Annotated in this window: 25 protein-coding genes; 9 read left to right on the top strand and 16 right to left on the bottom strand. The window is 63.8% G+C overall.

Annotated elements, in window-relative coordinates; all coding sequences use genetic code 11:
• Positions 1–25: 25 nt before the first annotated feature.
• Together FQ664_RS01395 and FQ664_RS01390 are read left to right on the top strand one after the other, a co-directional pair.
• Positions 26–1,756, top strand: a complete 1,731-nt coding sequence (locus tag FQ664_RS01395) for a dipeptidase (protein WP_144170126.1) — start codon at positions 26–28, stop codon at positions 1,754–1,756.
• Positions 1,757–1,973: 217 nt separating this feature from the next.
• The gene (locus tag FQ664_RS01390) at positions 1,974–2,411 is read left to right on the top strand and encodes a CBS domain-containing protein (RefSeq protein WP_144170125.1); all 438 of its coding nucleotides are present in this window, start codon (positions 1,974–1,976) and stop codon (positions 2,409–2,411) included.
• A gap of 6 nt (positions 2,412–2,417) precedes the next feature.
• Here the strand turns inward: FQ664_RS01390 and FQ664_RS01385 are convergent, their stop codons facing one another.
• The 3 genes from FQ664_RS01385 to FQ664_RS01375 form a co-directional block, all read right to left on the bottom strand.
• A complete protein-coding gene (locus tag FQ664_RS01385) occupies positions 2,418–3,056 on the bottom strand; it encodes an NADH:ubiquinone oxidoreductase subunit N (RefSeq protein ID WP_144170124.1) in 639 nt (212 codons plus the stop codon).
• A gap of 68 nt (positions 3,057–3,124) precedes the next feature.
• A complete protein-coding gene (locus FQ664_RS01380; protein WP_063914405.1) occupies positions 3,125–3,367 on the bottom strand; it encodes a DUF2789 domain-containing protein in 243 nt (80 codons plus the stop codon).
• A 61-nt stretch (positions 3,368–3,428) separates the two neighbouring features.
• On the bottom strand, positions 3,429–3,887 hold the full coding sequence (locus FQ664_RS01375; protein WP_015268554.1) for an aminoacyl-tRNA deacylase: 459 nt from the start codon (positions 3,885–3,887) through the stop codon (positions 3,429–3,431).
• A gap of 98 nt (positions 3,888–3,985) precedes the next feature.
• On the opposite strand from FQ664_RS01375, the gene FQ664_RS01370 reads away from it, so the two are divergent.
• A complete protein-coding gene (locus FQ664_RS01370) occupies positions 3,986–5,332 on the top strand; it encodes an NfeD family protein (protein WP_144170123.1) in 1,347 nt (448 codons plus the stop codon).
• 2 nt (positions 5,333–5,334) lie between these two features.
• Positions 5,335–6,087 carry a slipin family protein gene (locus FQ664_RS01365; protein WP_015268552.1) on the top strand — a complete coding sequence of 251 codons (753 nt, stop codon included), beginning with the start codon at positions 5,335–5,337 and terminating at the stop codon, positions 6,085–6,087.
• 48 nt (positions 6,088–6,135) lie between these two features.
• Here the strand turns inward: FQ664_RS01365 and FQ664_RS01360 are convergent, their stop codons facing one another.
• The 3 genes from FQ664_RS01360 to abc-f all read right to left on the bottom strand — a co-directional run bounded on the left by FQ664_RS01360 (position 6,136) and on the right by abc-f (position 9,402).
• On the bottom strand, positions 6,136–6,768 hold the full coding sequence (locus FQ664_RS01360; protein ID WP_144170122.1) for a LysE family transporter: 633 nt from the start codon (positions 6,766–6,768) through the stop codon (positions 6,136–6,138).
• Positions 6,769–6,904: 136 nt separating this feature from the next.
• Entirely contained in the window at positions 6,905–7,492 is a 588-nt protein-coding gene (locus tag FQ664_RS01355; RefSeq protein WP_144170121.1) for a mechanosensitive ion channel family protein, read from the bottom strand.
• Positions 7,492–9,402 (bottom strand): ribosomal protection-like ABC-F family protein, encoded by a 1,911-nt coding sequence (gene abc-f, locus FQ664_RS01350; RefSeq protein ID WP_144170120.1) that lies wholly within the window; start codon positions 9,400–9,402, stop codon positions 7,492–7,494. Before abc-f ends, FQ664_RS01355 begins: the two co-directional genes overlap by 1 nt.
• 50 nt (positions 9,403–9,452) lie before the next feature.
• On the opposite strand from abc-f, the gene FQ664_RS01345 reads away from it, so the two are divergent.
• Positions 9,453–9,935 carry a TIGR02444 family protein gene (locus FQ664_RS01345; protein ID WP_144170119.1) on the top strand — a complete coding sequence of 161 codons (483 nt, stop codon included), beginning with the start codon at positions 9,453–9,455 and terminating at the stop codon, positions 9,933–9,935.
• Here FQ664_RS01345 and FQ664_RS01340 read toward each other — a convergent pair.
• Entirely contained in the window at positions 9,911–10,960 is a 1,050-nt protein-coding gene (locus FQ664_RS01340) for an AlgP family protein (protein ID WP_144170118.1), read from the bottom strand. The genes FQ664_RS01345 and FQ664_RS01340 overlap by 25 nt on opposite strands.
• 352 nt (positions 10,961–11,312) lie before the next feature.
• Between FQ664_RS01340 and FQ664_RS01335 the strand changes: the two genes are divergently transcribed.
• Entirely contained in the window at positions 11,313–11,951 is a 639-nt protein-coding gene (locus tag FQ664_RS01335) for an FKBP-type peptidyl-prolyl cis-trans isomerase (protein WP_144170117.1), read from the top strand.
• Between the two features lie 9 nt (positions 11,952–11,960).
• Here the strand turns inward: FQ664_RS01335 and rsd are convergent, their stop codons facing one another.
• The 7 genes from rsd to FQ664_RS01300 form a co-directional block, all read right to left on the bottom strand.
• Positions 11,961–12,431 carry a sigma D regulator gene (gene rsd, locus FQ664_RS01330; protein ID WP_085691938.1) on the bottom strand — a complete coding sequence of 157 codons (471 nt, stop codon included), beginning with the start codon at positions 12,429–12,431 and terminating at the stop codon, positions 11,961–11,963.
• 230 nt (positions 12,432–12,661) lie between these two features.
• The gene (locus FQ664_RS01325; protein WP_144170116.1) at positions 12,662–13,168 is read right to left on the bottom strand and encodes a disulfide bond formation protein B; all 507 of its coding nucleotides are present in this window, start codon (positions 13,166–13,168) and stop codon (positions 12,662–12,664) included.
• 221 nt (positions 13,169–13,389) lie between these two features.
• Positions 13,390–14,628 carry a heme biosynthesis protein HemY gene (locus FQ664_RS01320; RefSeq protein WP_144170115.1) on the bottom strand — a complete coding sequence of 413 codons (1,239 nt, stop codon included), beginning with the start codon at positions 14,626–14,628 and terminating at the stop codon, positions 13,390–13,392.
• Positions 14,625–15,725, bottom strand: a complete 1,101-nt coding sequence (locus tag FQ664_RS01315; protein ID WP_144170114.1) for a uroporphyrinogen-III C-methyltransferase — start codon at positions 15,723–15,725, stop codon at positions 14,625–14,627. Before FQ664_RS01315 ends, FQ664_RS01320 begins: the two co-directional genes overlap by 4 nt.
• 45 nt (positions 15,726–15,770) lie before the next feature.
• On the bottom strand, positions 15,771–16,538 hold the full coding sequence (locus FQ664_RS01310; RefSeq protein WP_144170113.1) for a uroporphyrinogen-III synthase: 768 nt from the start codon (positions 16,536–16,538) through the stop codon (positions 15,771–15,773).
• Complete coding sequence (gene hemC / locus FQ664_RS01305; RefSeq protein ID WP_144170112.1) at positions 16,535–17,476, bottom strand: hydroxymethylbilane synthase; 942 nt, start codon at positions 17,474–17,476, stop codon at positions 16,535–16,537. The genes FQ664_RS01310 and hemC overlap by 4 nt, the downstream gene beginning before the upstream one ends.
• Before the next feature lie 196 nt (positions 17,477–17,672).
• A complete protein-coding gene (locus FQ664_RS01300) occupies positions 17,673–18,416 on the bottom strand; it encodes a LytR/AlgR family response regulator transcription factor (RefSeq protein WP_144170111.1) in 744 nt (247 codons plus the stop codon).
• A gap of 296 nt (positions 18,417–18,712) precedes the next feature.
• On the opposite strand from FQ664_RS01300, the gene argH reads away from it, so the two are divergent.
• Positions 18,713–20,107, top strand: coding sequence for an argininosuccinate lyase (gene argH / locus FQ664_RS01295; protein WP_144170110.1), 1,395 nt, complete (start codon positions 18,713–18,715; stop codon positions 20,105–20,107).
• Between the two features lie 170 nt (positions 20,108–20,277).
• Here argH and FQ664_RS01290 read toward each other — a convergent pair whose 3' ends face one another.
• Complete coding sequence (locus tag FQ664_RS01290) at positions 20,278–20,940, bottom strand: glutathione S-transferase (protein WP_144170109.1); 663 nt, start codon at positions 20,938–20,940, stop codon at positions 20,278–20,280.
• Positions 20,941–21,087: 147 nt separating this feature from the next.
• Between FQ664_RS01290 and FQ664_RS01285 the strand changes: the two genes are divergently transcribed.
• Together FQ664_RS01285 and FQ664_RS01280 are read left to right on the top strand one after the other, a co-directional pair.
• Complete coding sequence (locus FQ664_RS01285; RefSeq protein ID WP_144170108.1) at positions 21,088–21,390, top strand: hypothetical protein; 303 nt, start codon at positions 21,088–21,090, stop codon at positions 21,388–21,390.
• 70 nt (positions 21,391–21,460) lie between these two features.
• Positions 21,461–21,706, top strand: a complete 246-nt coding sequence (locus FQ664_RS01280; RefSeq protein WP_144170107.1) for a TIGR02647 family protein — start codon at positions 21,461–21,463, stop codon at positions 21,704–21,706.
• Positions 21,707–21,740: 34 nt separating this feature from the next.
• Here the strand turns inward: FQ664_RS01280 and FQ664_RS01275 are convergent, their stop codons facing one another.
• Entirely contained in the window at positions 21,741–23,684 is a 1,944-nt protein-coding gene (locus FQ664_RS01275; protein WP_144170106.1) for an FTR1 family protein, read from the bottom strand.
• Between the last annotated feature and the right edge of the window lie 214 nt (positions 23,685–23,898).

Genomic DNA, 23,898 nt, shown 5'->3' with positions numbered 1-23,898 from the left:
GATTGGCGAAGGAATGCGCACAACCATGCACCTGAAAAAAATCACCGCCGCCACCTTGCTGCTGGCCAGCATCGGCCTGTTCACCCAGCCGGCCCAGGCCAACCTTACCCAACAGCAGTCGGCTGCCATCGTCAAAGCCTTCGACGGCAGCGACCCAAGCGACTTCAAGCAGTTCATCGGCAAGCTCAAAGGCAGCGACCTGGCCAAGGCCGACAACCTCGAAGCAACCCTCGATACCTACCTGGCCGGCAAGCCATTGGCCGCCGAGCAGCAGAACGAGATCAACCGCCTGCTCGGCCTGTACACCCGCATCAAGTACGGCAAGGCTGCCAGCGAAACCCTGCGTGAACTGGTGGCCATTCCCACCTTCAACGTCGAGGGCACACCGCAGCACGAGAACCCCGAGTTCCTCCGGATCGCCGACAAGATCAAGGCCCTGGCCGACAGCTTCGGCCTGGCTTTCCGCAACATCGACAATCGGGTGTACGAGATTTCGCTGGGCAGTGGCCAGGAAGTGGTCGGCATCCATGCCCACGCCGACGTGGTACCGGTCAACCCGGACAACTGGAAGCTGGCCGATGGCACGCGCCTGGACCCGTTCAAGGTCACCCTGGTCGGCGACCGTATGTACGGCCGCGGCACCGAAGACGACAAGAACGGCATTGTCGTGGCGATGTACGCGCTGAAAGTGGCCAAGGACGAGAACCTGCCGCTGGCCCGCCAGTTCAAGCTGCTGATCGACACCACTGAAGAAACCAGCGGCGATGCCATCCCCTACTATTTCGAGCGCAACCCCACGCCCGACTACAACCTGGCCCTCGATGGCGGCTACCCGGTGGTCATCGCCGAGAAGGGCTACGGCACGGTCATGGCCAGCTTCAGCAAGCGCCCGGCCAGCGGCAAGGGTGCCGAGATCGTCAACCTGACCGGCGGCCTGGCCACCAACCAGATCCCGACCACCTCGGTCGCGACCCTGGTCACCGACAACCCGGCGAAGCTGGCCAGCCAGCTGGAAAAAGCCGGCGCCGATTACGTGAAGCGCAATGGCGGCGACTTCAGCATCGCTGCCAAGGCCGAGGGCAAGCAGGTGTTGCTCACCGTGACCGGCGTTTCCGCCCACTCTTCGGAGCCGGAGTCCGGAGTCAACCCGGTGGCGCGCATGCTCGGCTTCATCAACGGCCTGGGCCAGCGGGTGCCGCTCAAGCACAACCACTTCACCGACGCCGCCCGCTACGCCGCCGACAACTGGGGCCTGGACTATCTGGGCAACACGCTCGGCGTGGCCTTCAAGGACCCGTTCATGGGCCCGCTGACCGCCTCGCTGACCTTTGTCGGGGTGGATGAAAAAGGCCTGAAACTGGCGGTGAACCTGCGCATTCCGAAAGGCAAGCCAATTGCCACGATCAAGGACGAACTGGCCGACAAACTGGGCAAATGGACCCGGCAAAGCCACACCTCGGTGGCCTTCGACTACAGCCTTGACGAGCCGATGTACCGCAACCCCGAGGGCGAGTGGGTCAAGGCCTTGCTTGCCGTGGCCACCGAAAACCTGGGCATGAAGCACGAGTTCGGATCCTCGGCGGGTGCGACCTCGGTACACGACCTGCCTAACGGCGTGCAGTTCGGTCTGGCCATGCCGGATGTGAAGTACACCGGGCACAACGACAATGAGTTCAAGACCGTGGAGCAGTTCATGCTGGACTTGCAGGTAGTGAGCGAGATGGTGGCGCGGATCGGGCAGATGCCGAAACTCTGATTGACTGTGCCGGCCTCTTCGCGGCTGAAGCCGCGCCCACAGGGATCGCACAGGTTTCAATGTGGGAGCGGCTTTAGCCGCGAAGAGGCCGGCACAGGTGACAACTCATGACGTTTTTCAATCGACTCGATGCCGTTTCCTGCATTGCCGTGCAGAGCGCCGTACCGGATGCTTTATTTACACCGAGACATCGCTTTTTCCACCCGCAGAGGCCCGTATGAAGACCGTCGAACAAATCCTCAAGACCAAGTCCCAGCACCAGACCGTTTACACCATCGGCCCGGATGACTCGGTACTCGACGCCCTGAAGCTGCTGGCGGAGAAAAACGTCGGTGCGCTACCGGTGGTCGAGAGCAACCAGGTGGTGGGTATCGTCAGTGAACGGGACTATGCGCGCAAACTGGTGCTCAAGGGCCGCTCGTCCGCCGCTACCCCCGTGCGCGAGATCATGAGTGCGCCGGTGGTCACCGTGGAACCGAAGCAGAATCTCGAGTACTGCATGAACCTGATGACCAACCGTCACCTGCGCCACCTGCCGGTGGTCAGCAATGGCGAGCTGCTCGGCCTGCTGTCGATCGGTGACCTGGTCAAGGAAACCATCGCCGAACAGGCCCGCCTGATCCTGCAACTGGAGCAATACATCCGCGGTGAATGAAGCGCCTCAATGGTAGGCGCGCTCCAGCTCGTCCAGCTGATGGTCGAAACTGCGCAGGCGCGCCGACCAGGTGTACACCAGCACTTCCAGGTCCCGGTTGAGCACGGCAGTATTGCCATGGCCGCTGGGGGTTGGCTCGCCCAGATCCAGTTGGTAGCGTTCTCGGGCCATGGCCTGGGCCACGCTCGACAGGTCGCGGGCATTGGCCAGCCAATGGTGATGGTGGTCATGAATTTCGCGGTCAAGCAAGCGGCACTGGCGTTTCAGGGCATCCAGGCTCTGCTCCAGCGGCGTGCCCTTGAGCTCGCCCATGACCTCTTCGAAGGTGCGCCCCGAATGCCAGTAGCTGCCCCAGAAATAGCGGTCGAACACCGTCTCGACGCGGCGCAGCGCGACTTTGGTGTTCCAGATGGTCAGCAACGTTCGCCCCTGCACCACTTCGCGCTTGTTCAGGTGCAACTGCTGCCAGGCGATCCACGCCAGCGCCACCAGTGCAACCGCCACAGTGACAGCGGCAGCGGCGTACAGGAAATGCACCGCCTGGTTCATCTGTTGCGTCTGCCTGATGCCATAGAAGTAACTGGCCGTCAGGGCGCCCAGGATCGTCACGGAGCACCAGAACCCCGGTGCGTAGGGATCTTTCATCGCGCTATCCCCTGTTGTTTTCCTGAGCATAGCAACGGCCAATCACTCGTCAGGTGCCACTCGGCGCTTTATTTTCGAGGGCGACGCAACGCTTCGTTGAGTTGATCGAACGGCTCCGCCCAGTCGGCATCCTCGTTGATGCTGTCCTTGAGGAACTCGCGCTGAGAAGCGTTCCAGAACGGCGCATCCACCAGCTTGATGTCGTTCTTCAGTGGCGAGTGACTAGCAATGAACTGATCGATGCTCACCGCATCGTCAGGCAGGCCCAGTTGTTTGAACAGCTCGGCAAACGGATGGATCGGCGCTTCCATGGTTCCTCCTGAGAGCCAGGCAAGCCGTCCACGACGCCCGCCCGGCATTGGTGTGAGAACATCAGCACAGCTCGCGCACTTCGGCGTGCGGCACCAGTTTCATGTACTGCTCCATGCTCATGTGAATCAGATGATCGTGGTCACCCGCTTCCAGGTAGACATCACCCTGGCGGGTCAGGCTCGGGTCGACCAGCATTTTTATCTGGTAGGCATCACCAAGGGCCGGTACGGCACCGCGCTCGCAGTCGCCGAACAAGCTCGGCAGGCCGCTTTCACGGGTCAGTTGCCAGGCCCCGGACATGCGCACCTTGGTCATGTCCAGATGCCGGTTGGCCGGTAGCACGGCCATGATGTAGTTGCCATGCCGGTCATCGAGCATCACCGACTTGGCGACCCGCTCGGCGGGTACGCCGGCCGTGCGGGCCGACTCCAGACTGGTGGCTGAATGTGGATGGGGAATGATGTCGTAGTCGCAGTTGGCCTTGTCCAGGCGATCCTGCAGGGTCTTTGCCATACGCATGATGCACCTCCGGTTTCGCCCCCCAATTTCCAATTTTAGGCCGACTACCAGCGGGCAGGGCTAAACTTGTGCAATACAGACAAACGAGGTGACGACAGGTGATCGCCCGCTGCTGGCGCTGGCTGTTGCTGCTGTTGCTGCTTGGCATCACGCCAGGCGGCCTGGCAGCGCCCGGTGCAGTCTGGGTGCTGGGCATCGATGACGCCATCGGCCCGGCCAGTGCCGACTACCTGGTGCGCAGCCTCGATCAGGCCCAGGCGCAGGGCGCGCAACTGGTGGTTATCCGCATGGACACCCCGGGCGGGCTGGACAGCGCCATGCGCCAGATGATCAAGGCGATTATCGCCAGCCCCGTACCGGTCGCCACCTTTGTCGCCCCCAGCGGTGCCCGCGCCGCCAGCGCCGGCACTTATATCCTCTACGCCAGCCATATCGCGGCCATGGCGCCCGGGACCAACCTGGGTGCCGCCACGCCCGTGCAGATCGGCGCCCCGCCAGGCACGCCGAAGGACGACAAGGCCAAAGGCAGCGATGATGAAACCCTCGCGCGCAAGCAGGTCAACGATGCGGCGGCCTACATGCGTGGCCTGGCGCAACTGCGCGGGCGCAATGCCGACTGGGCGGAAAAGGCTGTGCGCGAGGCGGTCAGCCTGTCCGCCAGTGAGGCCTTGCGGCTGAACGTGATCGACCAGGTGGCCGATGACCTGCCTGACCTGCTGCGCAAGCTCGATGGCAAAACACTCACGATCGCTGGCCAGCCCTACCCGTTGCAGACCGCTGGCGCCAGCCTGGTCGAGCGCTTGCCGGACTGGCGTACACGGGTGCTGGCGGTAATCACCAACCCCAGCGTGGCGCTGATCCTGATCATGATCGGCGTGTACGGCTTGCTGTTCGAGTTCATGAACCCCGGCTCGACGGTAGGTGGCGTGGTCGGCGGCATCTGCCTGCTGCTGGCGCTATACGCCCTGCAGCTGTTACCGGTGAGCTTCGCCGGGGTGGCGCTGATATTGCTCGGCATCGCCTTCATGATCGCCGAAGCCTTCCTGCCCAGTTTCGGCGTGGTCGGCTTCGGCGGCATCGTCGCCTTCGTGGTCGGCGCGCTGATCCTGATCGACACCGATGCCCCCGGTTTCGGCATTCCGCTGCCACTGATCGGCACCCTGGCGGTGCTCTCGGCGCTGCTGATCGGCGGTGTGCTGGGCATGGCCCTCAAGGCCCGCCGACGGGCGCTGGTCAGCGGTGACGCCGGTCTGGTCGGCAGCCTGGTCACCGTCACCCAGGTGATGGCGGGCAACCCGTTCTGTGGCTTTGTGCTGGCCCAGGGCGAGCAATGGCAGGCGCAGTGTGCAACGCCACTGCAAGCGGGCCAGAACGTGCGGGTAACCGCGCGTCATGGCGTCATGCTGGAAGTCAGCGCCGCCGCGCCCGCGGCGCAAGGAGAATGACCATGTTCATGCAATTGGGTTTCGGCGCGGTGCTGATCGTGCTGGCGATGCTGTTGCTGTCGGCGTTCCGCATCCTGCGCGAATACGAGCGCGGCGTGGTGTTCCAGCTGGGGCGCTTCTGGCAGGTGAAGGGGCCGGGGCTGATCCTGTTGATCCCGGTGATCCAGCAAATGGTGCGGGTCGACCTGCGCACCGTGGTGCTGGATGTACCACCGCAGGATGTGATCACCCGCGACAACGTCTCGGTCAAGGTCAACGCCGTGCTGTACTTCCGCGTGCTCGATCCGCAGAAGGCGATCATCCAGGTCGAGGACTTTCTCGTGGCAACCAGCCAGCTGGCCCAGACCACACTGCGTGCGGTGCTCGGCAAGCACGAACTGGATGAACTGCTGGCCGAACGCGAGCAGTTGAACTCGGACATTCGCCAGGTGCTGGATGCGCAGACCGATGCCTGGGGCATCAAGGTAGCCAACGTCGAGATCAAGCATGTCGACCTCAACGAATCGATGGTGCGCGCCATTGCCCGCCAGGCCGAAGCCGAGCGTGAACGGCGGGCCAAGGTGATCCATGCCGAGGGTGAGTTGCAGGCGTCGGAGAAGCTGATGCAGGCGGCGCAGATGCTGAGCAAGGAGCCGGGGGCGATGCAGTTGCGTTATATGCAGACGCTGGGGACGATTGCCGGGGACAAGAGCTCGACCATCGTCTTTCCGCTGCCGGTGGATTTGCTCAAGGGGTTAGTGGACAAGCAAAAATAGCGGTGGCCCATTCGCGGGCTTGCCCGCGAATGGCCTGAAGGCGATCTATCAGACTGGCGCGCGGCGCAGCGTAGCCAGGAAGGTAGCCGCGCCAATGAACAACCCGGCGAACGTCCGGTTCAAACGCTTCTGCTGCTTGGGTGTACGCAGCAAGCGCAACACCCGCGCAGCCAACCCGGTGTACCCCGCCATCACCAGCATGTCCACGGTGACCATGGTCACGGTGATCGCCAGATACTGTGGCAACAGCGGCTCATGCGGGTTGATGAACTGCGGCAGCACCGCCAGCATGAACACCAACGCCTTGGGGTTGCTGACGTTGACCAGGAAGCCACGGAACACCAGGCTCAGTGGTTTACCGATCGGGCGCACGGCGGATTCATCGCTCATGTCCATGGGCAGGGCACGCCACTGCTTGTAAGCCAGGTAGATGAGGTAGGCGACACCGAACCATTTGATGACCTGGAAGGCGGTAGCCGAGGCTGCCAGGATGGCACCGACGCCGGCGGCAATGATGGCGATCTGCACGATCAGGCCCAATTGCAGGCCCAGGGCGTTCCAGTAACCACGCCAGAAGCCGTATTGCAGGCCGCTGGACATCGAGGCAATCGCCCCGGCACCGGGTGAAAGGCTGATCACCCAACAGGCGGCAAAGAAGCCCAACCACACCTCCATCGACATCACACACCTCGCTCGAACATATGTTGCAAAACGTTAAACTAAGGTGTTGGTGAAAAAATAACCAGCGATTTCTGAGGATTTGTATTGCCTGTGCCGGCCTCTTCGCGGGTTTACCCGCGAAGAGGCCGGTGCAGGTTCAGTCGGCCTCGGCAGGCGACGCTTTGTGCATAACCTGTACCTCAGCACCTCGCCAGCGCCGCACCGACTTCTGAAAGAACTGGCTATTGGGCACCTGCACCAACGCCCCGCCCGCCTCGGGCATTTCCATCAGGGTGGTGAACAGCAGGTTGATGGCGATCACCCGGCCTTTCACGCCCGGCTTGTCCAGGGTGTCGACCAGTTCGACCACGTCACCGATGCGAAACGGCCCGACGGTGAAGATGAGCACCGCGCACAGCAGGTTGGACAGCACGCTCCACATGGCGAAGAAGGCCACCGCCGCCACTGCGACGAAGCCGGACAGTGCTGTCCACAGCACCGTCGCCGATACCCCCAGCCGCTCCAGCAAGAACAGCAGCGCGCTGCCCATGATCAGCCAGCGCAGGGCACCACGCACCGGCATTAGCAGCTCCGGCGGCAACGGGTAACGCCGGCCCAGGCGGCTCAACCCGCGAGCGACGATGCGCTGCAGGACGAAGGCCGCCACCAGGATCAACAGAATCTGCAAGCCCAGCCAGAAGGTGTCCATCCATTGCCCCGGCAGCAGCGAACGCAGTTCCTCCATCAGGACAGCGCCTCGAGTTCGGCCTGCATGCTTTCGAGGGTTTCCAGCGCTTCCATCCAGGCCTCTTCCAGTTCGCCTTCACGCTGCTTGAGCTTGGTCTGGCGCGCCAGCAGGTCACGCAACTCGTCCTTGCGCGACGCGTCGTAAAGGCCACCATCACCCAGCGCGGTCTCGATCTCGGCCAGTTGCGCATGCACCTGGTTGAGCTCGGTTTCCAGCTTGTCGGCGGCCTTCTTGTGCGGGGCCAGTTGCTGCCGCAAGGTTGCGGCAGCCTGGCGTTGGGCTTTCTTGTCGGTCTTGTCCGGGTTGACCGGGGCGGTACTGGCCGGCGCGCTGCGCTGGCGGTACTCGACCAGCCAGCGGCTGTAGTCGTCCAGGTCACCGTCGAAGGTTTCGACCTTGCCCTCCGCCACCAGCAGGAAATCGTCGGTGGTGCTCTTGAGCAGGTGACGGTCGTGCGATACCACTACCACAGCACCGGCGAACTCCTGCAGGGCCATGGTCAGCGCCAGGCGCATTTCCAGATCGAGGTGGTTGGTCGGTTCGTCGAGCAGCAGCAGGTTCGGCCGCTCCCAGGCGATCAGTGCCAGTGCCAGGCGGGCTTTCTCACCACCGGAGAAGTTCACCACCGGCTCGTCGACGCGGTCGCCATGGAAGTCGAAGCCACCTAGGAAATCGCGCAGGGTCTGCTCGCGCTCGGTGGGGGCGATGCGCTGCAGGTGCAGCAACGGGCTGGCCTTGTCGTCCAGCGAGTCCAACTGGTGCTGGGCAAAGTAGCCCACCGCCAGGTTCTCGCCACGCACCAGGCGACCCGACAGCGGCTCGAGCTCGCCCGCGAGGTTCTTGATCAGGGTCGACTTGCCGGCACCGTTGGGGCCGAGCAGGCCAATGCGCGCACCGGGGGTGAGCTGCAGCTTGACCTTGTCGAGGATCGCCTTGTCACCGTAGCCCAGGCGGCCTTCGGACAGGCTCAGCAGCGGGCTGGAGATTTTCTGCGATTCGCGGAAGACGAAGTCGAACGGCGAATCGACATGCGCCGCCGACAGCTCCTCCATGCGTTCCAGGGCCTTGATCCGGCTCTGTGCCTGGCGGGCCTTGGTGGCCTGGGCCTTGAAGCGGGCAATGTACTTTTCCATGTGCGCACGCTGGGCCTGCTGCTTCTCGTAGGCCTGCTGCTGTTGCGCCAGGCGTTCGGCACGGGTGCGCTCGAAGGCGGTGTAACCGCCCTTGTACAGGTTCAGCTTGCGCTGCTCGACGTGCAGCACATGGTCGACCACGGCATCGAGGAAGTCGCGGTCGTGGGAGATCAGCAACAGCGTACCGGGGTAGCTCTTGAGCCAGTCCTCCAGCCACAGGATAGCGTCCAGGTCCAGGTGGTTGGTGGGCTCGTCGAGCAGCAGCAGGTCGGACGGGCACATCAGGGCCTGGGCCAGGTTCAGGCGCATCCGCCAGCCACCGGAGAAGTCGCCGACGCGGCGATCCATCTGCTCGTTGGTGAAGCCCAGGCCGGCCAGCAGCTTGCGCGCGCGGGCGTCGGCGGTATAGCCGTCGGCGCTATCCAGCTCACTGTGCAGGCGCGCCAGGGCGGTACCGTCGTGGGCCTGCTCGGCCGCGGCCAGTTCGGCCTGGACCTTGCGCAGGCGTGCGTCGCCGTCGAGCACATAGTCCACGGCCAGGCGGTCGAGGGTGTCGACCTCCTGGCGCATGTGGGCGATGCGCCAGTCAGCGGGCAGCTGGCAATCGCCGGCATCGGGCGACAGCTCACCGCGCAGCAGGGCGAACAGGCTGGATTTTCCGGCACCGTTGGCGCCGATCAGGCCGGCCTTGTGACCGGTGTGCAGGGTCATCTCGGCGCCTTCTAGCAAGCGCTGCGGACCACGCTGTAAAGTGAGGTTGGATAGTCTGATCATGATGGTCGCGGAGTCTACCAGCTTCCTCGACCCATAGCGCGAGTGGAACCATGCACACCGACCTGTGGAATCACACCCTGGCCTTGTACGCCAGGCCCGGCGTGGAAGCGGCCTGCCTTGACCTGCAGACGCTGGGTGGCGATGTCTGCCTGCTGCTGTGCGCAACCTGGCTGCAGGCGCGTGGCGTGGCTGTGCGGGACGAGCGCGTACAGGCATTGCGCGAGGTTACCGAGCCCTGGCAGCGCGAAGTGGTCAGCCCATTACGTAGCTTGCGCCAACAGTGGCGAGCCGCAGCGCAAAGTGATGCGCAGCTGGCGGCGTTGCGTGAGCAGCTGAAGGGGTTGGAGTTACAGGCCGAGAAAGCCTTGCTGGGGCGTTTGCAGGAGCGTTCGCGCCAGTGGTCGGCGGACGCCCATGAGCCCCTGGACGACTGGCTGGCCCGGCTGGCGCCGGACCAAGCCCGCCACCACGACGCGCTGGCTCGATTGCGCGTCGCGGCGGCAGCGTTTCAGGACGCCGAAGACGGTGCCTGAGCCGAGCTGCTGGCGGGTGTCGATGGTGCTACCGAAGCTGCCGGGGTGGCCGAGTTGGTCGCGGCGGCCGGGGTGCCGGCGGCAGACGTAGCCGGTTTGGCTTCGGCTGGCTTGCTGGCAACAGGCTTGGCAGTTGCTGGTTTGGCGGTAGCTGGTTTCGCGGCGGGCTTAGCAGCAGCTTTGGCTGGCGCTTTGGCCGCCGCTGGCTTGGCTGCGGCAGCGGGCTTGGCCGCAGGTTTGGCGGTTGCAGGCTTGGCAGCAGCGGCTTTGGTAGCTGGCTTCGCTGCAGGCTTGGCAGCAGCGGCTTTGGCAGCTGGCTTCGCTGCAGGCTTGGCAGCAGCAGTGGCCTTGGCAGCAGGCTTCGCTGCAGGCTTGGCAGCAGCAGTGGCCTTGGCAGCAGGCTTCGCTGCAGGCTTGGCAGCAGCAGTGGCCATGGCAGCAGGCTTCGCTGCAGGTTTGCCAGCAGCAGTGGTCTTGGCAGCAGGCTTGGCCGCAACAGTGGCCTTGGTAGCTGGTTTGGCGACAGGTTTGGCCGCAGCAGCCCTGGTGGCGGGTTTGGCGACAGGTTTGGCCGCAGCAGCCCTGATGGCGGGTTTGGCGGCTGCCGGTTTGCTGGTCTTGGCAGCACGCTGGTCAAGCGCCTTGGCTGCAGCTTCGCGAACCTTGCCTACACCCTGGGCCAGCTTGAGGCTGTCCTGGGCATCGCGCTTGAGTTGCTGGATATAAGAACGGGTCTGGGTTTGACGCTCCTTGAGGGCGTCGAGCAGTTGTTCAATTTCGCCAATGGCTTTTTGCGCCTTGCTCTGCGCCTTGGCTTTACCTGCCTTGGCCGCGTCTTGCAGTTTCAGGCGACCGTTGTGCAGTTTTTCCTGGGCCTTGCCACGCTGCTTTTCCAACTTGGCCAGCAGTTTTTCCGCATCAGCCAGCGCTTGCGAGCAGGCATCTTCCAAGTGTTCGAGCAAGCTGCCCGAAAGTTGCTGGAGCAGGTGTAACGGCGTGCTTACTGGCTTCTTTTTGGCCGACATGGTTTACCTCCTGGCTGACGAGATTGCGGCTCATACTATGCTTCTGCTGCTACCGCCGCTAGGGCATGTTGACAGTAATGTTTACGCCGCGTTGCATGCCTGGGCAAAGTTGTTATCTTGCAGCTCCGAGCAAGTGTAGTTGCTGAATAAATCATTGCTGATATTTGGCAGTTATCTGTACCGGCCCTATCGCTGGCAAGCCAGCGCCCACAGGCACTGCGCCTGACTTGAAGTCGATGCGGTCAAAGTGGGAGCTGGCTTGCCGGCGATAGGGCCAGTACCGGTAGATACAAAGACTGAAATCTGTCGAAACACTGGCATACTTCCACGCTCATTGGCGCAGGAACTGACCATGTCTCGATATCTTGTTTTAGGTTTATGCCTGCTGGCGCCCATCGCCCTGGCCGACAGCAACGAACATGACCTCGCCTACAGCCTCGGCGCCAGCCTGGGTGAGCGGCTGCGCCAAGAGATGCCGGGCCTGCAACTGGATGCGCTGGTCGAAGGCCTGCGCCAGTCCTACCAAGGCCAACCGCTGAAACTCGACAAGGCACGCATGCAGGCCGTGCTCCAGCAGCATGAAACACAGCAAGGCGATGCCGCCATGCAGAAGCTGCAGGCTGCCGAAACGCGCTTCATGGCCAGCGAGCGCGGTCGTTATGGTGTGCACGAACTACCGGAGGGTGTGCTCTACAGCGAACTGCAAGCAGGTACGGGCGCGCAGCCCAAAGCCGGTGGCAAGGTGCAGGTGCGCTATGTGGGCAGGCTGCCAGACGGCTCGGTGTTCGACCAGAACCAGACGCCCCAATGGTTCAGCCTGGATTCGGTGATCGAAGGGTGGCAGGTGGCATTGCCGCGGATGCACACCGGCACCAAATGGCGCCTGGTGATTCCGTCGGCGCAAGCCTATGGCGCCGAGGGCGCGGGTGACCTGATCGCACCCTACACACCCCTGGTGTTCGAGATCGAACTGCTGGCGGTTGGCGACTGACGCCAACCCTCAGGCCTGGACTGCGCCCTCTTCCTTGTGCGCGTTGTGCAGCACTTCGATCAGACAGTCTTCGAGCTCGAAGCGCTCGTGTAGCAGGCCACCCAGCTTGCCCAGCTTTTCGGCAAAGCGTTCGGTGTCCTTGCACTCCCCCTTGGCGCAATGGTCATTGAAGGCCAGGGCGATCTGGGTACTGTCGTTGATCCGTGGGTTGATGTCTTCGGCCAGCTTCAGCGCCTTCTCGTCGCCGAAAGCCTTGGCCTCACTGACCAGCTGCTCGCAGACTTCGAAATGCCACGCCGAAACGTAGTCGACAAGGAGCGCGCAAAACTCCCCGTTCGTGTCCTTGTCGGCGAAGGCCGGCTTGGCATCGCGCAAGGCGCGGAAAGCCTGCACCAGTTCCTGGCGCTCCTCCAGCCAGCGGTCGATCAGTTTGTGAACCCCACCCCAGCGTTCCTGAGCGTTCTGACAACTATCGAGCATGGCGATCTCTTCCCTTCTGGGTAAATGCCGCTGCACCTCGCACCACGACCGTGCAGCACAAAGGTGACATCAGCAGGCGGCATCGAGCAGTTGTGTTTTCGGTATGCGTGCTGGGAGATTATTCCCGCGCGTGCTGCCCTTCAAGGTACGCAGCGGACAAAGTTCATACAAGTGTTTAATACCCTGTTACATCGCCATTGGTCGTGCCAATGGCCCAACCTTGCGCCAGGTCATGTTCTCGCCAGGCTGCGGAAACGATACGCCAGCAGGCAGCTCAAGGGCAGCACCGCCAGCAGCAGGAAAGCCAGCAGGCTCCACTCGGGCAGGGTCAGGTCGAGAAAGCTCCAGGTCAGCGAGTTGCAATCCGGGCCACCGAACAACAGTTGCCGGGCCGCCTCGCCCCAGGACTGCTCAAGCAGCCGCCCGAGCGGCATAGGGCAGACAGGGATGGCCCCGTCATCCCCTTGCAACCAGACATGTCGCCCTGCCAGTAATGCCCCGGCCAGCGAGCAGCCCAGCGTCGCCCGCGCGTAACAGCGAATGCCCGCCGTATCCGGTGCCTGCAACACTGCCGCCAGGCACAGCAGCGCGTACACGCCAAGCAACAGCCGCTGGCTGAAGCACAACGGGCACGGCACCAACCCCAGGACATTTTCCAGGTGGAAGGACGCGGCCAGTACCGCCAGTGCAGCGAGGCAGGCAGGTAGGAAAAAGGTGCGCAAACGGGCCGGCAGCATGGGCGGTGAAGGTCCCGGGGTAATGAAGTGACTTGAAACGGTAGAGGAAAGACGCGCTTTGTTTCAAGGCGCGACAGCAATGACAAGTCGCTGAATCGCGAAGGAAATTTCCAGTCATGCGGTAGGAAACGTCTGAAGAAAAGGACTGCAGATCTAACTTACATCGACAGACAAATTACCCGCCCCCGGAGCCCGCACCTTGGCGCGGGCTCTGGGGTAGGTCAGGCGCGTACGCCTTCGGGCAAAGGCAGGGCTAGCAGGCGCTCGTCCAGCAGGCCGAGGCCCTCCTGGAACAGTTGGTTGCTGCGCTCGGTCTCGCCAAGGCCAGCGAGCAGGCGCGCCAGCTCGGCGCAGGCCTCGGGGTTGCGCTCCATGCGCAGGCTGCTTTCCAGATAGTCGCGCGCCTTGCCCCACAGGCGGTTCTGCAGGCTCAGGCGGCCCAGGGTCAGCAGCAGGCTGGCGTCTTGCGGGTGGGCCTTGAGCCAACCTTCGGCAGTTTGCAGCTGGCGCGCCGGGTCATCACCGCGCACCAGGCCGTACAGGCGGGCCAGGTGGCTTTCGTATTCACGCTTGAGGGCAGTGCGCAACACTTGTTCGGCTTCGCTCTGGGCTCCCACCTGGCGCAATTGCTCGGCGTAGGCCAGCACCAGCTGTGGCTCCTGGCGCTGGGCCGCGGTCAGTTGCTGCCAGGCGCGCTCCAGAGCCTGACGGGCACTTTGCGCGTCCTCGCCACGGGTGGTGGCCAGGCTCAGGTTCTGGCCCCAGGCACGTTGTTCCAGGGCTGCCAGCTCGGCGCCCGGCAGCACCTTGCCCTTGCGCAGGTCGGGCAGCAGGCGGATCAGAGCCGACCAGTCGCCGCGCTCCAGGTGCAGGCGCTGCAGCAGGCGCAGCACCTGGCTGTTGTGCGGGTGGCGCTCCTGCATGGCCAGCAGGGTTTCCAGGGCGCCATCGCTTTCGCCACGGTCCATCTGCAGCTGCGCATGGGTCAGCGCGATGGCCAGTTCCGCTTGCGGCTGGCGTTCCAGGGCACGTTCCAGCAGATTGTCGCTGTCTTCGGTTCGGCCTTGCTCGTTGGCGGCACGCGCGGCACCGAGGTAGTACAGCAACGGCTGGCGCTCGGCCTCGGCGGCACGGTGCAGGTGGCGCTGGGCACTGGCCCAACGGCCCTCGGCGAGATCCAGCTGGCCCTGCTCGATGGCCAGACGAACGCGCCGGCTGCGGTTACGCCGCGACCACGGGTTGACTACCCCGCTGGAAGTCAACACCAGGCCGACCAGGTAGCGCACCAGCCACAGCAGCACAACCACAGCCAGCAAGCCGGCCAGGGCCGCCCACAACCCCGACTGGTAGCGGAAGCTGCCATAGGAGATCAGCACATAGCCGCTGTGCTTGGCGACCGCAATACCCAGGGCCGCGGCAACCACAATCGCCAGCACGGCCAGCAGGTAGACACGCTTCATGGCTTGCCTCCCTCAGCTTCGACCGGCAGGTGGCGGCGCTGAATATAGGCCTGCACTGCGGCCAGGCTTTCGCTGAGGTCGGGGGTAACCACCGACACCGGTTGCTCGGCCAGGGCATTGAGGCTGTCAAGCATGGCCTTGCTTTGCGGGTTGTCGGCGTTGAAGTTGGCCAGCAGCACGCTGCGGGCGTCGTCCAAGGCCTGGGTGTAGACCTTGGGGTCGCCATTGAGCGCTGCCCACTGGGCCTGCTCGATGGTCAGGCTCAGGGCCAGGCGCAGCTGGTTAAGTTGCTGCCCGGCCAGCAGCGGACGCACGTTGTCATCGGCGTTGAAGTCGATCTGGAAGTACTTGGAGATCTCGGCCCACCACTGCGACAGGCGACTGGCACCATCACCCTCGGCAGTCAGGGCGCCAAGGGCATCGGCATTGCTGTCGAACTCCGGCGACTGGGCGCTGAGTTGCTGCACCAGCTCGCGCTGCGCGGCCAGTTTCAGGAACAAGCCGGTACGGTCCGGCTGCTGGGTGCTGTTGAGCGTGGCCAGGCTGCGCGCCAGCTGCTCACGGGCGGCGAAGGCACCCGGATCGCTCTGCTCGCGCAGGATCTCGTCAGCACCCTCGACCAAGGCCTTGGCACTGGTAATGTCCTGCAGCGCCGACAGGCGCAGGGTAGCCAGGCGCAGCAAGTGCTCGGCCTCGGCCAGGCGCCATTCCTTGCGGCTTTCGCCCAGCACGGTTTCCAGGCGCTGGCTGAGGCGCTGCTGGTCGCCTTGCAGCTGCGCCACCAGGCGGCGGCGGTCTTCCAGCTCGCTGGCCGCCGGCAGGCTGGCCAGTTGCGCGCTGATCTGCTGCTCACGCTGCTGCAGGGCCTCGGCGCGCAGGTTCAACGCCTCGATGTGCTGGCCCTGGTTGAATTCGCTGCCTTGCAGTTGACGCACCTGCCAGACACCCCAGCCACCTACCGCCACCCCGGTCGCGCCCAACAGCAGGGCCAGCGTTGCCAGGCCACTGCCGGAGCGCTTGGCAGGTGGGGCGGTGACGGGTTCCGCCGGCGCCTGTGCCGACGGCTGATCGTTATTGGACAAGACAGTCTCGCTCACGTATCCATCCTTTGCATGGGGGCGCATCGCGTTCAGCTTAGCGCCTTAAGAGGCAGGTGCAGCGCTGCGCTGCACGGCTGCCAGCAAGGCCGTGGCACTGGCGCCACGGCAATCCACAACCTGTTGGGCCCCGGCGGCCCTGGCCTGTTCGGCGACCCGCGGGCTGGGCACGAACAGCGGCAGACGCGCCAGCTGCGGCCAATCGGCACCGGCCATCTGCTGCAAGTGTTCAAAACCCTGCCCACTGCTGACCACCAGGCCATTGAGGCGTTCCGCTTCGATCCGGCGCATCAGGGTGCCCACCGGGTAAACCGGCAGGCAGCGACGATACAGTTCCAGATAATCGACACTAGCACCTTGCTCTGCAAGACGCTCTGCCAGCAGTTCGCGACCTCCGACACCACGCACGATCAAGACCCGCGGCGCCGGCACGGCAACTGCCTGGCGCAGGGCTGGCAGTGCCAGCAACGCTTCGCTGTCATCCCCTCGTGGCGGGACGCTCACCGCCAGGCCCGCGCTCTGCAGCACGGCGGCGGTCGCCTCGCCCACAGTGAACCAGCCTTGCACGGGGGGCTGCAGGCCGGCTTCGGCCAGTTGTTCAAGCAACAACCGGGCCGCCGGCTTGCTGACCACGATGACCGCCTGGAAACCCTGCAGGCCTTCCAGCAACAGGCGTTGCTGGTTATCCACAGCGACGGGCTCGATCGCCAGCAGCGGCAGACAGCTGCTGCCCACCCCCGCCGCCGCCAGGCTTTGCGCCAGTGCCGCACAGTCCTCGGCAGGCCGGGTCAGCAACAGGCGCCATTGGCTCACGGGTGGCCGGCCTCGCCGTAGACTTCCTTGAGGATGGCCTCGGCGCCCTGGCCCAGCAGGTCTTCGGCCACTTGTACGCCCAAGGCCTCGGCAGCAGCGCGAGGAGCACGGGCATCGGCCACCAGCAGGGTACCGCCGCTGGGCTGGCCGACCAGGCCACGCAGCCACAGCTGGTCACCTTCCAGTACCGCATAGCAGGCAATCGGCACCTGGCAGCCACCATTCAGGCGTTTGTTCAAGGCGCGTTCGGCCACCACCCGGTCGGCGGTATCGGCATGGTGCAGCGGCGCCAGCAGCGTGTGGATCTGCTGGTCGGCGCTGCGGCACTCGATGCCCACCGCCCCCTGGCCGCCAGCCGGCAGGCTGTCATCGACGCTGATGGTGGAGGTGATGCGGTCTTCGAAGCCCAGACGGATCAGGCCGGCGGCGGCAAGAATAATGGCGTCGTACTCACCAGCATCCAGCTTGGCCAGGCGAGTATTGACGTTGCCACGCAGAAAGCGGATTTGCAGGTCCGGGCGACGCGCCAGCAACTGGGCCTGGCGACGCAGGCTGGAGGTACCGACGATGCTGCCGGCCGGCAGCGCGTCGAGGCTGGCAAAGCGGTTGGAGACGAAGGCATCGCGCGGGTCTTCGCGCTCGCAGATGCAGTACAGGCCCAGGCCCTCGGGGAAGTCCATGGGCACGTCCTTCATCGAATGCACGGCGATATCGGCTTCATTGTCCAGCAGAGCGGTTTCCAATTCCTTGACGAACAACCCCTTGCCACCGATCTTCGCCAGCGGCGCGTCGAGCAGCTTGTCGCCACGGCTGACCATGGGCACCAGGGTCACCAGCAGACCGGGGTGGGCCTGCTCGAGGCGGGCTTTGACGTATTCGGCCTGCCACAGGGCCAAGGCACTTTTACGGGTGGCAATGCGGATTTCGCGAGTGGACATGGAACGCCCCGATCCAGAGAAATGCTGTCGATGATAACAGCATCGCCGGTATCGCTAGCAGATGTGGATCAGGATCCTGTGCTTACCTGTACCGGCCCAATCGCCGGCAAGCCAGCTCCCACAGGGGCCGAGCAAGGCTCAAGGCTGACGCTATACCTGTGGGAGCTGGCTTGCCGGCGATTGGGCCGGTACAGGCTCAGAGAGTCTGCATCATCTTGCGCACACCAGCCACATGGCGCCGGCTGACGGTCAGGGCGTCCCCGTCCAGGCCTTTCAGGTACAGCTGGAAATGCCCCAGCGGGGTACGCTGCAGGCGTTCGATACGCTCACGGGCAACCAGCGCGTTGCGATGGATACGCACGAAGCGTTCGCCAAATTCGTCTTCCAGAGCCTTGAGCGGCTCGTCGAGCAGCACTTCCCCAGCCTCGTGGCGCAAGGTCACGTACTTGTGGTCGGCAATGAAGTAGATCACCTGGGGCAAAGGGATCAGCTCGATGCCTTTGCGCGTGCGGGCACTGATGTGGCTACGCGGGCCGCCACCTTCATTGGCCGGTCGGGTGAGCGCTGCCAACTGGGTGCGGTTGGGCTTTTCGGCCTTGCGCAAGGCGTCGCGCAAGGCCTGGGCCTGGAAAGGTTTGGTCACATGGCTGAGGGTACTGTCCTTGAACGCCTCGGTACCGTATTCATCGTCTCCGGTGCAAAACACCACCGCCGGCGGCGCTTCGCGCTCGCACAGGCGAGCAGCAACCTGCAGGCCGTCCAGGCCTGGCATGCCGATGTCCAGCAGGACCACATCGGGCTTGAGGCTTTCGATCAGCGCCAGGGCCTCCTCGCCGTTGGTGGCGCTAGGCTCCAGCACGGTGTAACCCTCCAGTTCGCCGAGCAGCCGGCTAAGGCGCTCACGGCCTTGGGGTTCGTCATCAACGATCAGGACATTCATAATTGCGCTGGATTCCTGAATGAGTCTCGCACAGGTATAGCGTAGACAGGTATGGTTCGAGCGACACTAAGGTCACGCTCTAGACCGGTGCGATGGCCAAAGATTCACTCGGCCGGCAGATTCACTGCCAGTCCTCAGTCCAACTGTAGACGGTCCGTGGAACACTGCCGTTCATTCCTGCAAATCCTTCTCTATCGTTTTCCGCGCATTTCTCACGACCAGCGCCCTGCGGCGGCCAGCCCAACCCTGCTATCATCGACGCCACTTTTTCGTTCACGCCTGCAATGAGTGAATCCATGAGCACCGACAAGACCAATCAGTCCTGGGGCGGCCGCTTCAGTGAGCCCGTCGACGCCTTCGTCGCCCGTTTCACCGCCTCGGTCGATTTCGACAAGCGCCTGTACCGCCACGACATCATGGGTTCGATCGCCCATGCCACCATGCTGGCGCAGGTCGGCGTGCTCAGCGATGCCGAGCGCGACACCATCATCGATGGCCTGAAGACCATCCAGGGCGAGATCGAGGCCGGCACCTTCGACTGGCGCGTCGATCTCGAAGATGTGCACATGAACATCGAGGCACGCCTGACCGACCGTATCGGCATCACCGGCAAGAAGCTGCATACCGGCCGTAGCCGCAACGATCAGGTGGCCACCGACATCCGCCTGTGGCTACGTGACGAAATCGACCTGATCCTCGCCGAAATCACCCGCCTGCAGCAGGGCCTGCTGGAGCAGGCCGAGCGTGAAGCCGAAACCATCATGCCCGGCTTCACCCACCTGCAGACGGCCCAGCCGGTCACCTTCGGCCACCACCTGCTGGCCTGGTTCGAAATGCTCAGCCGCGACTACGAGCGCCTGGTCGACTGCCGCAAGCGTGCCAACCGCATGCCCCTGGGCAGCGCCGCACTGGCCGGCACCACCTACCCGATCGACCGCGAACTCACCTGCAAGCTGCTGGGCTTCGAAGCTGTGGCCGGCAACTCGCTGGACGGCGTGTCGGACCGCGACTTCGCCATCGAATTCTGCGCCGCCGCCAGCGTGGCGATGATGCACCTGTCGCGCTTCTCCGAAGAGCTGGTGCTGTGGACCAGCGCGCAGTTCCAGTTCATCGACCTGCCAGACCGCTTCTGCACCGGCAGCTCGATCATGCCGCAGAAAAAGAACCCGGACGTGCCAGAACTGGTACGTGGCAAGAGCGGCCGCGTGTTCGGCGCCCTGACCGGCCTGCTGACCCTGATGAAAGGCCAGCCGCTGGCCTACAACAAGGACAACCAGGAAGACAAGGAACCACTGTTCGACGCCGCCGACACCCTGCGTGACTCGCTGCGTGCCTTTGCCGACATGATCCCGGCAATCAAGCCCAAGCACGCCATCATGCGTGAAGCGGCCCTGCGCGGTTTCTCCACCGCCACCGACCTGGCCGACTACCTGGTACGCCGTGGCCTGCCGTTCCGTGACTGCCACGAGATCGTGGGCCACGCGGTGAAGTATGGCGTGGACACCGGCAAGGACCTGGCCGAGATGAGCCTGGACGAACTGCGCCAGTTCAGCGACCAGATCGAGCAGGACGTGTTTGCCGTACTGACCCTGGAAGGCTCGGTCAATGCCCGTAACCACATTGGTGGTACCGCGCCGGCGCAGGTCCGTGCGGCAGTTGCTCGCGGCAAGGTGCTGCTGGCTTCGCGTTAACCACCGGGGCGAGGGCTTCGCCCTCGTTCGCGGGTGAACCCGCTCCCACAGGTATCGCACAGGCTTCAAAGGCAGTGCAGTCCTGTGGGAGCCTGAGGGTTTACAGAGGCTTCAGAAGCAGTGCAAAAGCTGTGGGAGCGGGTTTACCCGCGAATGACCAGACACCGATATCAGCGCTTGCCGCTACGAATCATCTCCATGAAGGCCGGCATCGCCGCCTCCTTGTCCGCCACGATCCGCGCCATGTGCGGGTTGTCGCGCATCAGCTGCAGCAACGCCTTGGCCTGCGGGAAGTCCGCCAGGAAGTCGATGTTCAGCACCTTCTTGCCTACGGCGCAGGCCAGGTCGACCGAGAAGCAGAACATCAGGTCTGCCAGGGTCAGTTGCTCACCCGCCACATAAGGCGCGAAGCGGCCGTTGCGCTTGAGCGTGGCAAAACCGGCCAGCAGGTCGGCACGGGCTTTTTCCTTTATCAGCGGCTCCACCGACATGCCAAAGAAAGACTCGGCGTAGCAGGTACGCGCCGGCAGCTCGATGTACAGCTCGATTTCCTTGAGCAGCTCACGCACCTTGGCTTGGCCGAACGGGTCAGTCGGCAGCAGCGCCTTGCCGCCCTGGGTCTGCTCGATATAGTCGAGGATCACGCTGGTCTCACTGAGGAAGCCATGTTCGGTCTGCAGCACCGGCACCTTGCCTCGCGGGCTTACTTCCAGCGCCTGTGGCGCCTGGCCGCCATAGAAGGTGATTTCCTCGAAGGGCAGGCCTTTTTCCAGCAGGGCCAGCTTGACCATGTTGTAGTAGTTGCTGACCGAAAAACCATGAAGCTTGAGCATGAGGTAACAGCCTCCAGGCCGTAAGGGGTTGGCCTGGCCTTTATAGACCGTACGCCCGGCTCTGACTAGCGTCATGCACCCCGTCAATGCCCGGGCATTGCTGCCACAGGCGTGGCACACTGTGCATCCCATCCTAGGAGTACCGCCATGAGCGAGCCCACCGACATCGACAATGACGACGACGAAGCCTTCGCTGAGGCAACGCTGACCCAGGCTATCGAAAACCAGATAGAAAGCGGCGAGCCGCCTGCGGCCAAGGCCACCTTCAACAAGCTGACCTTGGTTGGCTATGAGCGTGAAGACATTCTCAACCTGATGGCCCATGTGCTGGCCTTCGAGATCGACAATATGCTGGTGGAAGACCGTGCGTTCAACAGCGAGTGGTATGAAAGCGCCCTGCGGGCGCTGCCAGAGCTGCCGCCTGAGATGGATCAAGGCGACGACGAATAACCCGTCTACACTCGAAGGTCAGGCACCGTAGAACGGTGCCGTCATCCTTGTCTGGAAGTCAGGAGTCGCCATGCCATTTACCCCCGATCTGATCGCTGAACTGGAAGTGCTCGCGCTGTTCAAACACGACAGCAGCCAGGAAGGCATCAAGATTCACAAGAACGCCTCCCCCACTCTGGTTGCCGCTGCGCAACGACTGTATGAAAAGGGGCTGACCGATCAACCTGATGGCGGCTACCTGACCAGCCTGGGTCATGACGCTGTCGAAAGTGTCCAGTTACTGCAGAACATTCTCAAGGCGCCACAACCGGCCTGAGCCGATATTGCAAGGGGCCGCGCTGCGGCCCCATTCAGTTTGCCGCTGTCCTGCGCTTTTCTACCAGACGCGAACGCCCGTACAGGAACACGATGGCCAGCAAGGCCACTGCCTGCGCCAACAGCGAGTAGGCATCGGCGTGAATCCCCAGCCAGTCGAACTCGAAGAACGCCACCGGCCGCGTGCCCAGCACCCCGGCCTCTTGCAGCGCCTTCACGCCATGCCCGGCGAACACCACCGACAAGGCACATAGCATCGCGGCGTTGATGCTGAAGAACAGCGACAGCGGCAGCTTGGCCGAACCACGCAGGATCACCCAGGCCAATCCCACCAGCAGCACCAGCGCCGTGGCACCACCCGCCAGCACCGCCTGGTGCCCGGCTGGGCCTGCCTGCAGCCACAGGGTTTCGTAGAACAGGATCACTTCAAACAGTTCGCGGTATACCGAGAAGAATGCCAGCACGGCAAAACCGAAGCGTCCGCCGCCACTGACCAGGCTGCTCTTGATGTAGTCCTTCCAGGCGGCGGCATGGCGGCGGTCGTGCATCCACACGCCAAGCCACAGCACCATCACCGCGGCGAAAAGCGCCGTGCAGCCTTCCAGCAGTTCGCGCTGGGCGCCACCGACGTCGATCACGTAGGCCGCCAGGGCCCAGGTGGCGAAACCGGCCACCAGCGCCAGGCCCCAGCCGATGTTGACACTGCGCACCGCCGACTGCTGGCCGGTATTGCGCAGGAAGGCCAGGATCGCCGCCAACACCAGAATCGCCTCCAGGCCTTCGCGCAGCAGGATCAGCAAGCCGGATACAAAGCTCAGCGACCAGCTCAGGCCATCGCTGCCCAGCAGCTTGGAAGCCTGCTCGAGCTTGGCCTTGGCTTCGCTCAGGCGTTGCTCGGCCTGGACCACCGGCAAGCCGTCCTGCAGCGACTGACGGTAGGCCATCAGCGTTTTTTCGGTGTCCTTGCGCGCCTGGGTGTCGATGTTGTCCAGCGAACTTTCCACCAGTTCGAAGCCTTCCAGGTAGGCCGCTACTGACAGGTCATAGGCCTGGTCGTGATCACCTGCGCGGTAGGCCGCCAGGCTCTTGTCCAAGGTGCTGGCGGTGTATTCGAGCAATTGCGCCGGGCCACGCTTGACCTGTGGCGGCTGGGCACGCTGGGCGCGGAACGCCTCCACGGCCGTGCCACCTTCGCTGGCGGCGACTTCGGCCGGGGTCTGGCGGGCCAGATCGGCGATGTTCCAGGTCTTGTCGCCTTTGCCAGCCTGCGGATTGGCGGTGAAACCGGCAATGTATGCGGCCACGTCCCAACGCTGGCGATCATCCAGCTGGTCGGCAAAGGACGGCATCTCGGTACCGTCGATGCCCAGGGCCAGGGTGTTGTAGAGGTCGAACAGGCTCAACTGGTCGAGGCGCGCGACATCGCGCAGGTTAGCGGGCGCAGGTTCCAGGCCCACGCCTGCCGGGCCATCGCCGGCACCGCTGTCACCGTGACAGATCGAGCAGTTTTGCGCGTACAGCGAAGCGCCACGGGCCGGGTCCGGGGTTATCACCGGAGCCTGGCTGACCTCATAGGCCACCGCCAGGCGCGCGCCCAGCTGGCGGGCCTGCCTGGCAACAGCCGCGCCCTCCTGGCGCTGGTCGATGGCCTGGCGCAGCGCCTGGACGCCCTGCTCCAGGGCTGCTTGTTCAGCATGCGCAGGCAGGCCTTTGACCAGGTCGGCCAATACCGCGCTGAACTCCTGCTGCTCGCGGTATTCACCATCGTCGATCACCTTGCCGTCTTGCACGGTCGGCGGGTAGTCGGCGCCAATGTAGTCCAGCAGGTGCAGGGCCTTGGTGGCCTCGGCGGGGGCTTCGGCCAGCGCCAGGGTGCTGCACAGCGCCAGCACCGGGCCGAACAGTAGAGCCGGTAGCCAGGCAAGCAGACGGGAACGGGTATTCATGGCCAGTCTCGAAGGGAATGCGAAAGAGAACATTGTTCACTTCCACTTTGCTTCGCTCAAGGGCACAGGGCAGATTTCACGAAAAATCTTGGTACAAATCAGATGAAGAGGGATGGCCGCGTCGCAGTACCTGTGGGAGCTGGCTTGCCGGCGATGAAGGCTGCACCGATGTCACCAGAAACACCGGGTATCCATTGATTCATCGCAGTTAGGACCATAGCCACTAGCCTGTTGAGCAATTCATCAG

The sequence above is a fragment of the Pseudomonas persica genome (genome assembly GCF_900291015.1).
In the GTDB taxonomy this organism is placed as follows: Bacteria; Pseudomonadota; Gammaproteobacteria; order Pseudomonadales; family Pseudomonadaceae; genus Aquipseudomonas.
This window is presented reverse-complemented; position numbering and strand designations above follow the sequence as displayed.

What these genes read in the sequence shown, in the direction of transcription:
- FQ664_RS01395 (WP_144170126.1), top strand. Translation starts at nt 26, where the DNA reads ATGCACCTGAAAAAAATCACCGCCGCCACCTTGCTGCTGGCCAGCATC.
- FQ664_RS01390 (WP_144170125.1), top strand. Translation starts at nt 1,974, where the DNA reads ATGAAGACCGTCGAACAAATCCTCAAGACCAAGTCCCAGCACCAGACC.
- FQ664_RS01385 (WP_144170124.1), bottom strand. Translation starts at nt 3,056, where the DNA reads ATGAAAGATCCCTACGCACCGGGGTTCTGGTGCTCCGTGACGATCCTG.
- FQ664_RS01380 (WP_063914405.1), bottom strand. Translation starts at nt 3,367, where the DNA reads ATGGAAGCGCCGATCCATCCGTTTGCCGAGCTGTTCAAACAACTGGGC.
- FQ664_RS01375 (WP_015268554.1), bottom strand. Translation starts at nt 3,887, where the DNA reads ATGCGTATGGCAAAGACCCTGCAGGATCGCCTGGACAAGGCCAACTGC.
- FQ664_RS01365 (WP_015268552.1), top strand. Translation starts at nt 5,335, where the DNA reads ATGTTCATGCAATTGGGTTTCGGCGCGGTGCTGATCGTGCTGGCGATG.
- FQ664_RS01360 (WP_144170122.1), bottom strand. Translation starts at nt 6,768, where the DNA reads ATGTCGATGGAGGTGTGGTTGGGCTTCTTTGCCGCCTGTTGGGTGATC.
- FQ664_RS01355 (WP_144170121.1), bottom strand. Translation starts at nt 7,492, where the DNA reads ATGGAGGAACTGCGTTCGCTGCTGCCGGGGCAATGGATGGACACCTTC.
- abc-f (WP_144170120.1), bottom strand. Translation starts at nt 9,402, where the DNA reads ATGATCAGACTATCCAACCTCACTTTACAGCGTGGTCCGCAGCGCTTG.
- FQ664_RS01345 (WP_144170119.1), top strand. Translation starts at nt 9,453, where the DNA reads ATGCACACCGACCTGTGGAATCACACCCTGGCCTTGTACGCCAGGCCC.
- FQ664_RS01340 (WP_144170118.1), bottom strand. Translation starts at nt 10,960, where the DNA reads ATGTCGGCCAAAAAGAAGCCAGTAAGCACGCCGTTACACCTGCTCCAG.
- FQ664_RS01335 (WP_144170117.1), top strand. Translation starts at nt 11,313, where the DNA reads ATGTCTCGATATCTTGTTTTAGGTTTATGCCTGCTGGCGCCCATCGCC.
- rsd (WP_085691938.1), bottom strand. Translation starts at nt 12,431, where the DNA reads ATGCTCGATAGTTGTCAGAACGCTCAGGAACGCTGGGGTGGGGTTCAC.
- FQ664_RS01325 (WP_144170116.1), bottom strand. Translation starts at nt 13,168, where the DNA reads ATGCTGCCGGCCCGTTTGCGCACCTTTTTCCTACCTGCCTGCCTCGCT.
- FQ664_RS01320 (WP_144170115.1), bottom strand. Translation starts at nt 14,628, where the DNA reads ATGAAGCGTGTCTACCTGCTGGCCGTGCTGGCGATTGTGGTTGCCGCG.
- hemC (WP_144170112.1), bottom strand. Translation starts at nt 17,476, where the DNA reads ATGTCCACTCGCGAAATCCGCATTGCCACCCGTAAAAGTGCCTTGGCC.
- FQ664_RS01300 (WP_144170111.1), bottom strand. Translation starts at nt 18,416, where the DNA reads ATGAATGTCCTGATCGTTGATGACGAACCCCAAGGCCGTGAGCGCCTT.
- argH (WP_144170110.1), top strand. Translation starts at nt 18,713, where the DNA reads ATGAGCACCGACAAGACCAATCAGTCCTGGGGCGGCCGCTTCAGTGAG.
- FQ664_RS01290 (WP_144170109.1), bottom strand. Translation starts at nt 20,940, where the DNA reads ATGCTCAAGCTTCATGGTTTTTCGGTCAGCAACTACTACAACATGGTC.
- FQ664_RS01285 (WP_144170108.1), top strand. Translation starts at nt 21,088, where the DNA reads ATGAGCGAGCCCACCGACATCGACAATGACGACGACGAAGCCTTCGCT.
- FQ664_RS01280 (WP_144170107.1), top strand. Translation starts at nt 21,461, where the DNA reads ATGCCATTTACCCCCGATCTGATCGCTGAACTGGAAGTGCTCGCGCTG.
- FQ664_RS01275 (WP_144170106.1), bottom strand. Translation starts at nt 23,684, where the DNA reads ATGTTCTCTTTCGCATTCCCTTCGAGACTGGCCATGAATACCCGTTCC.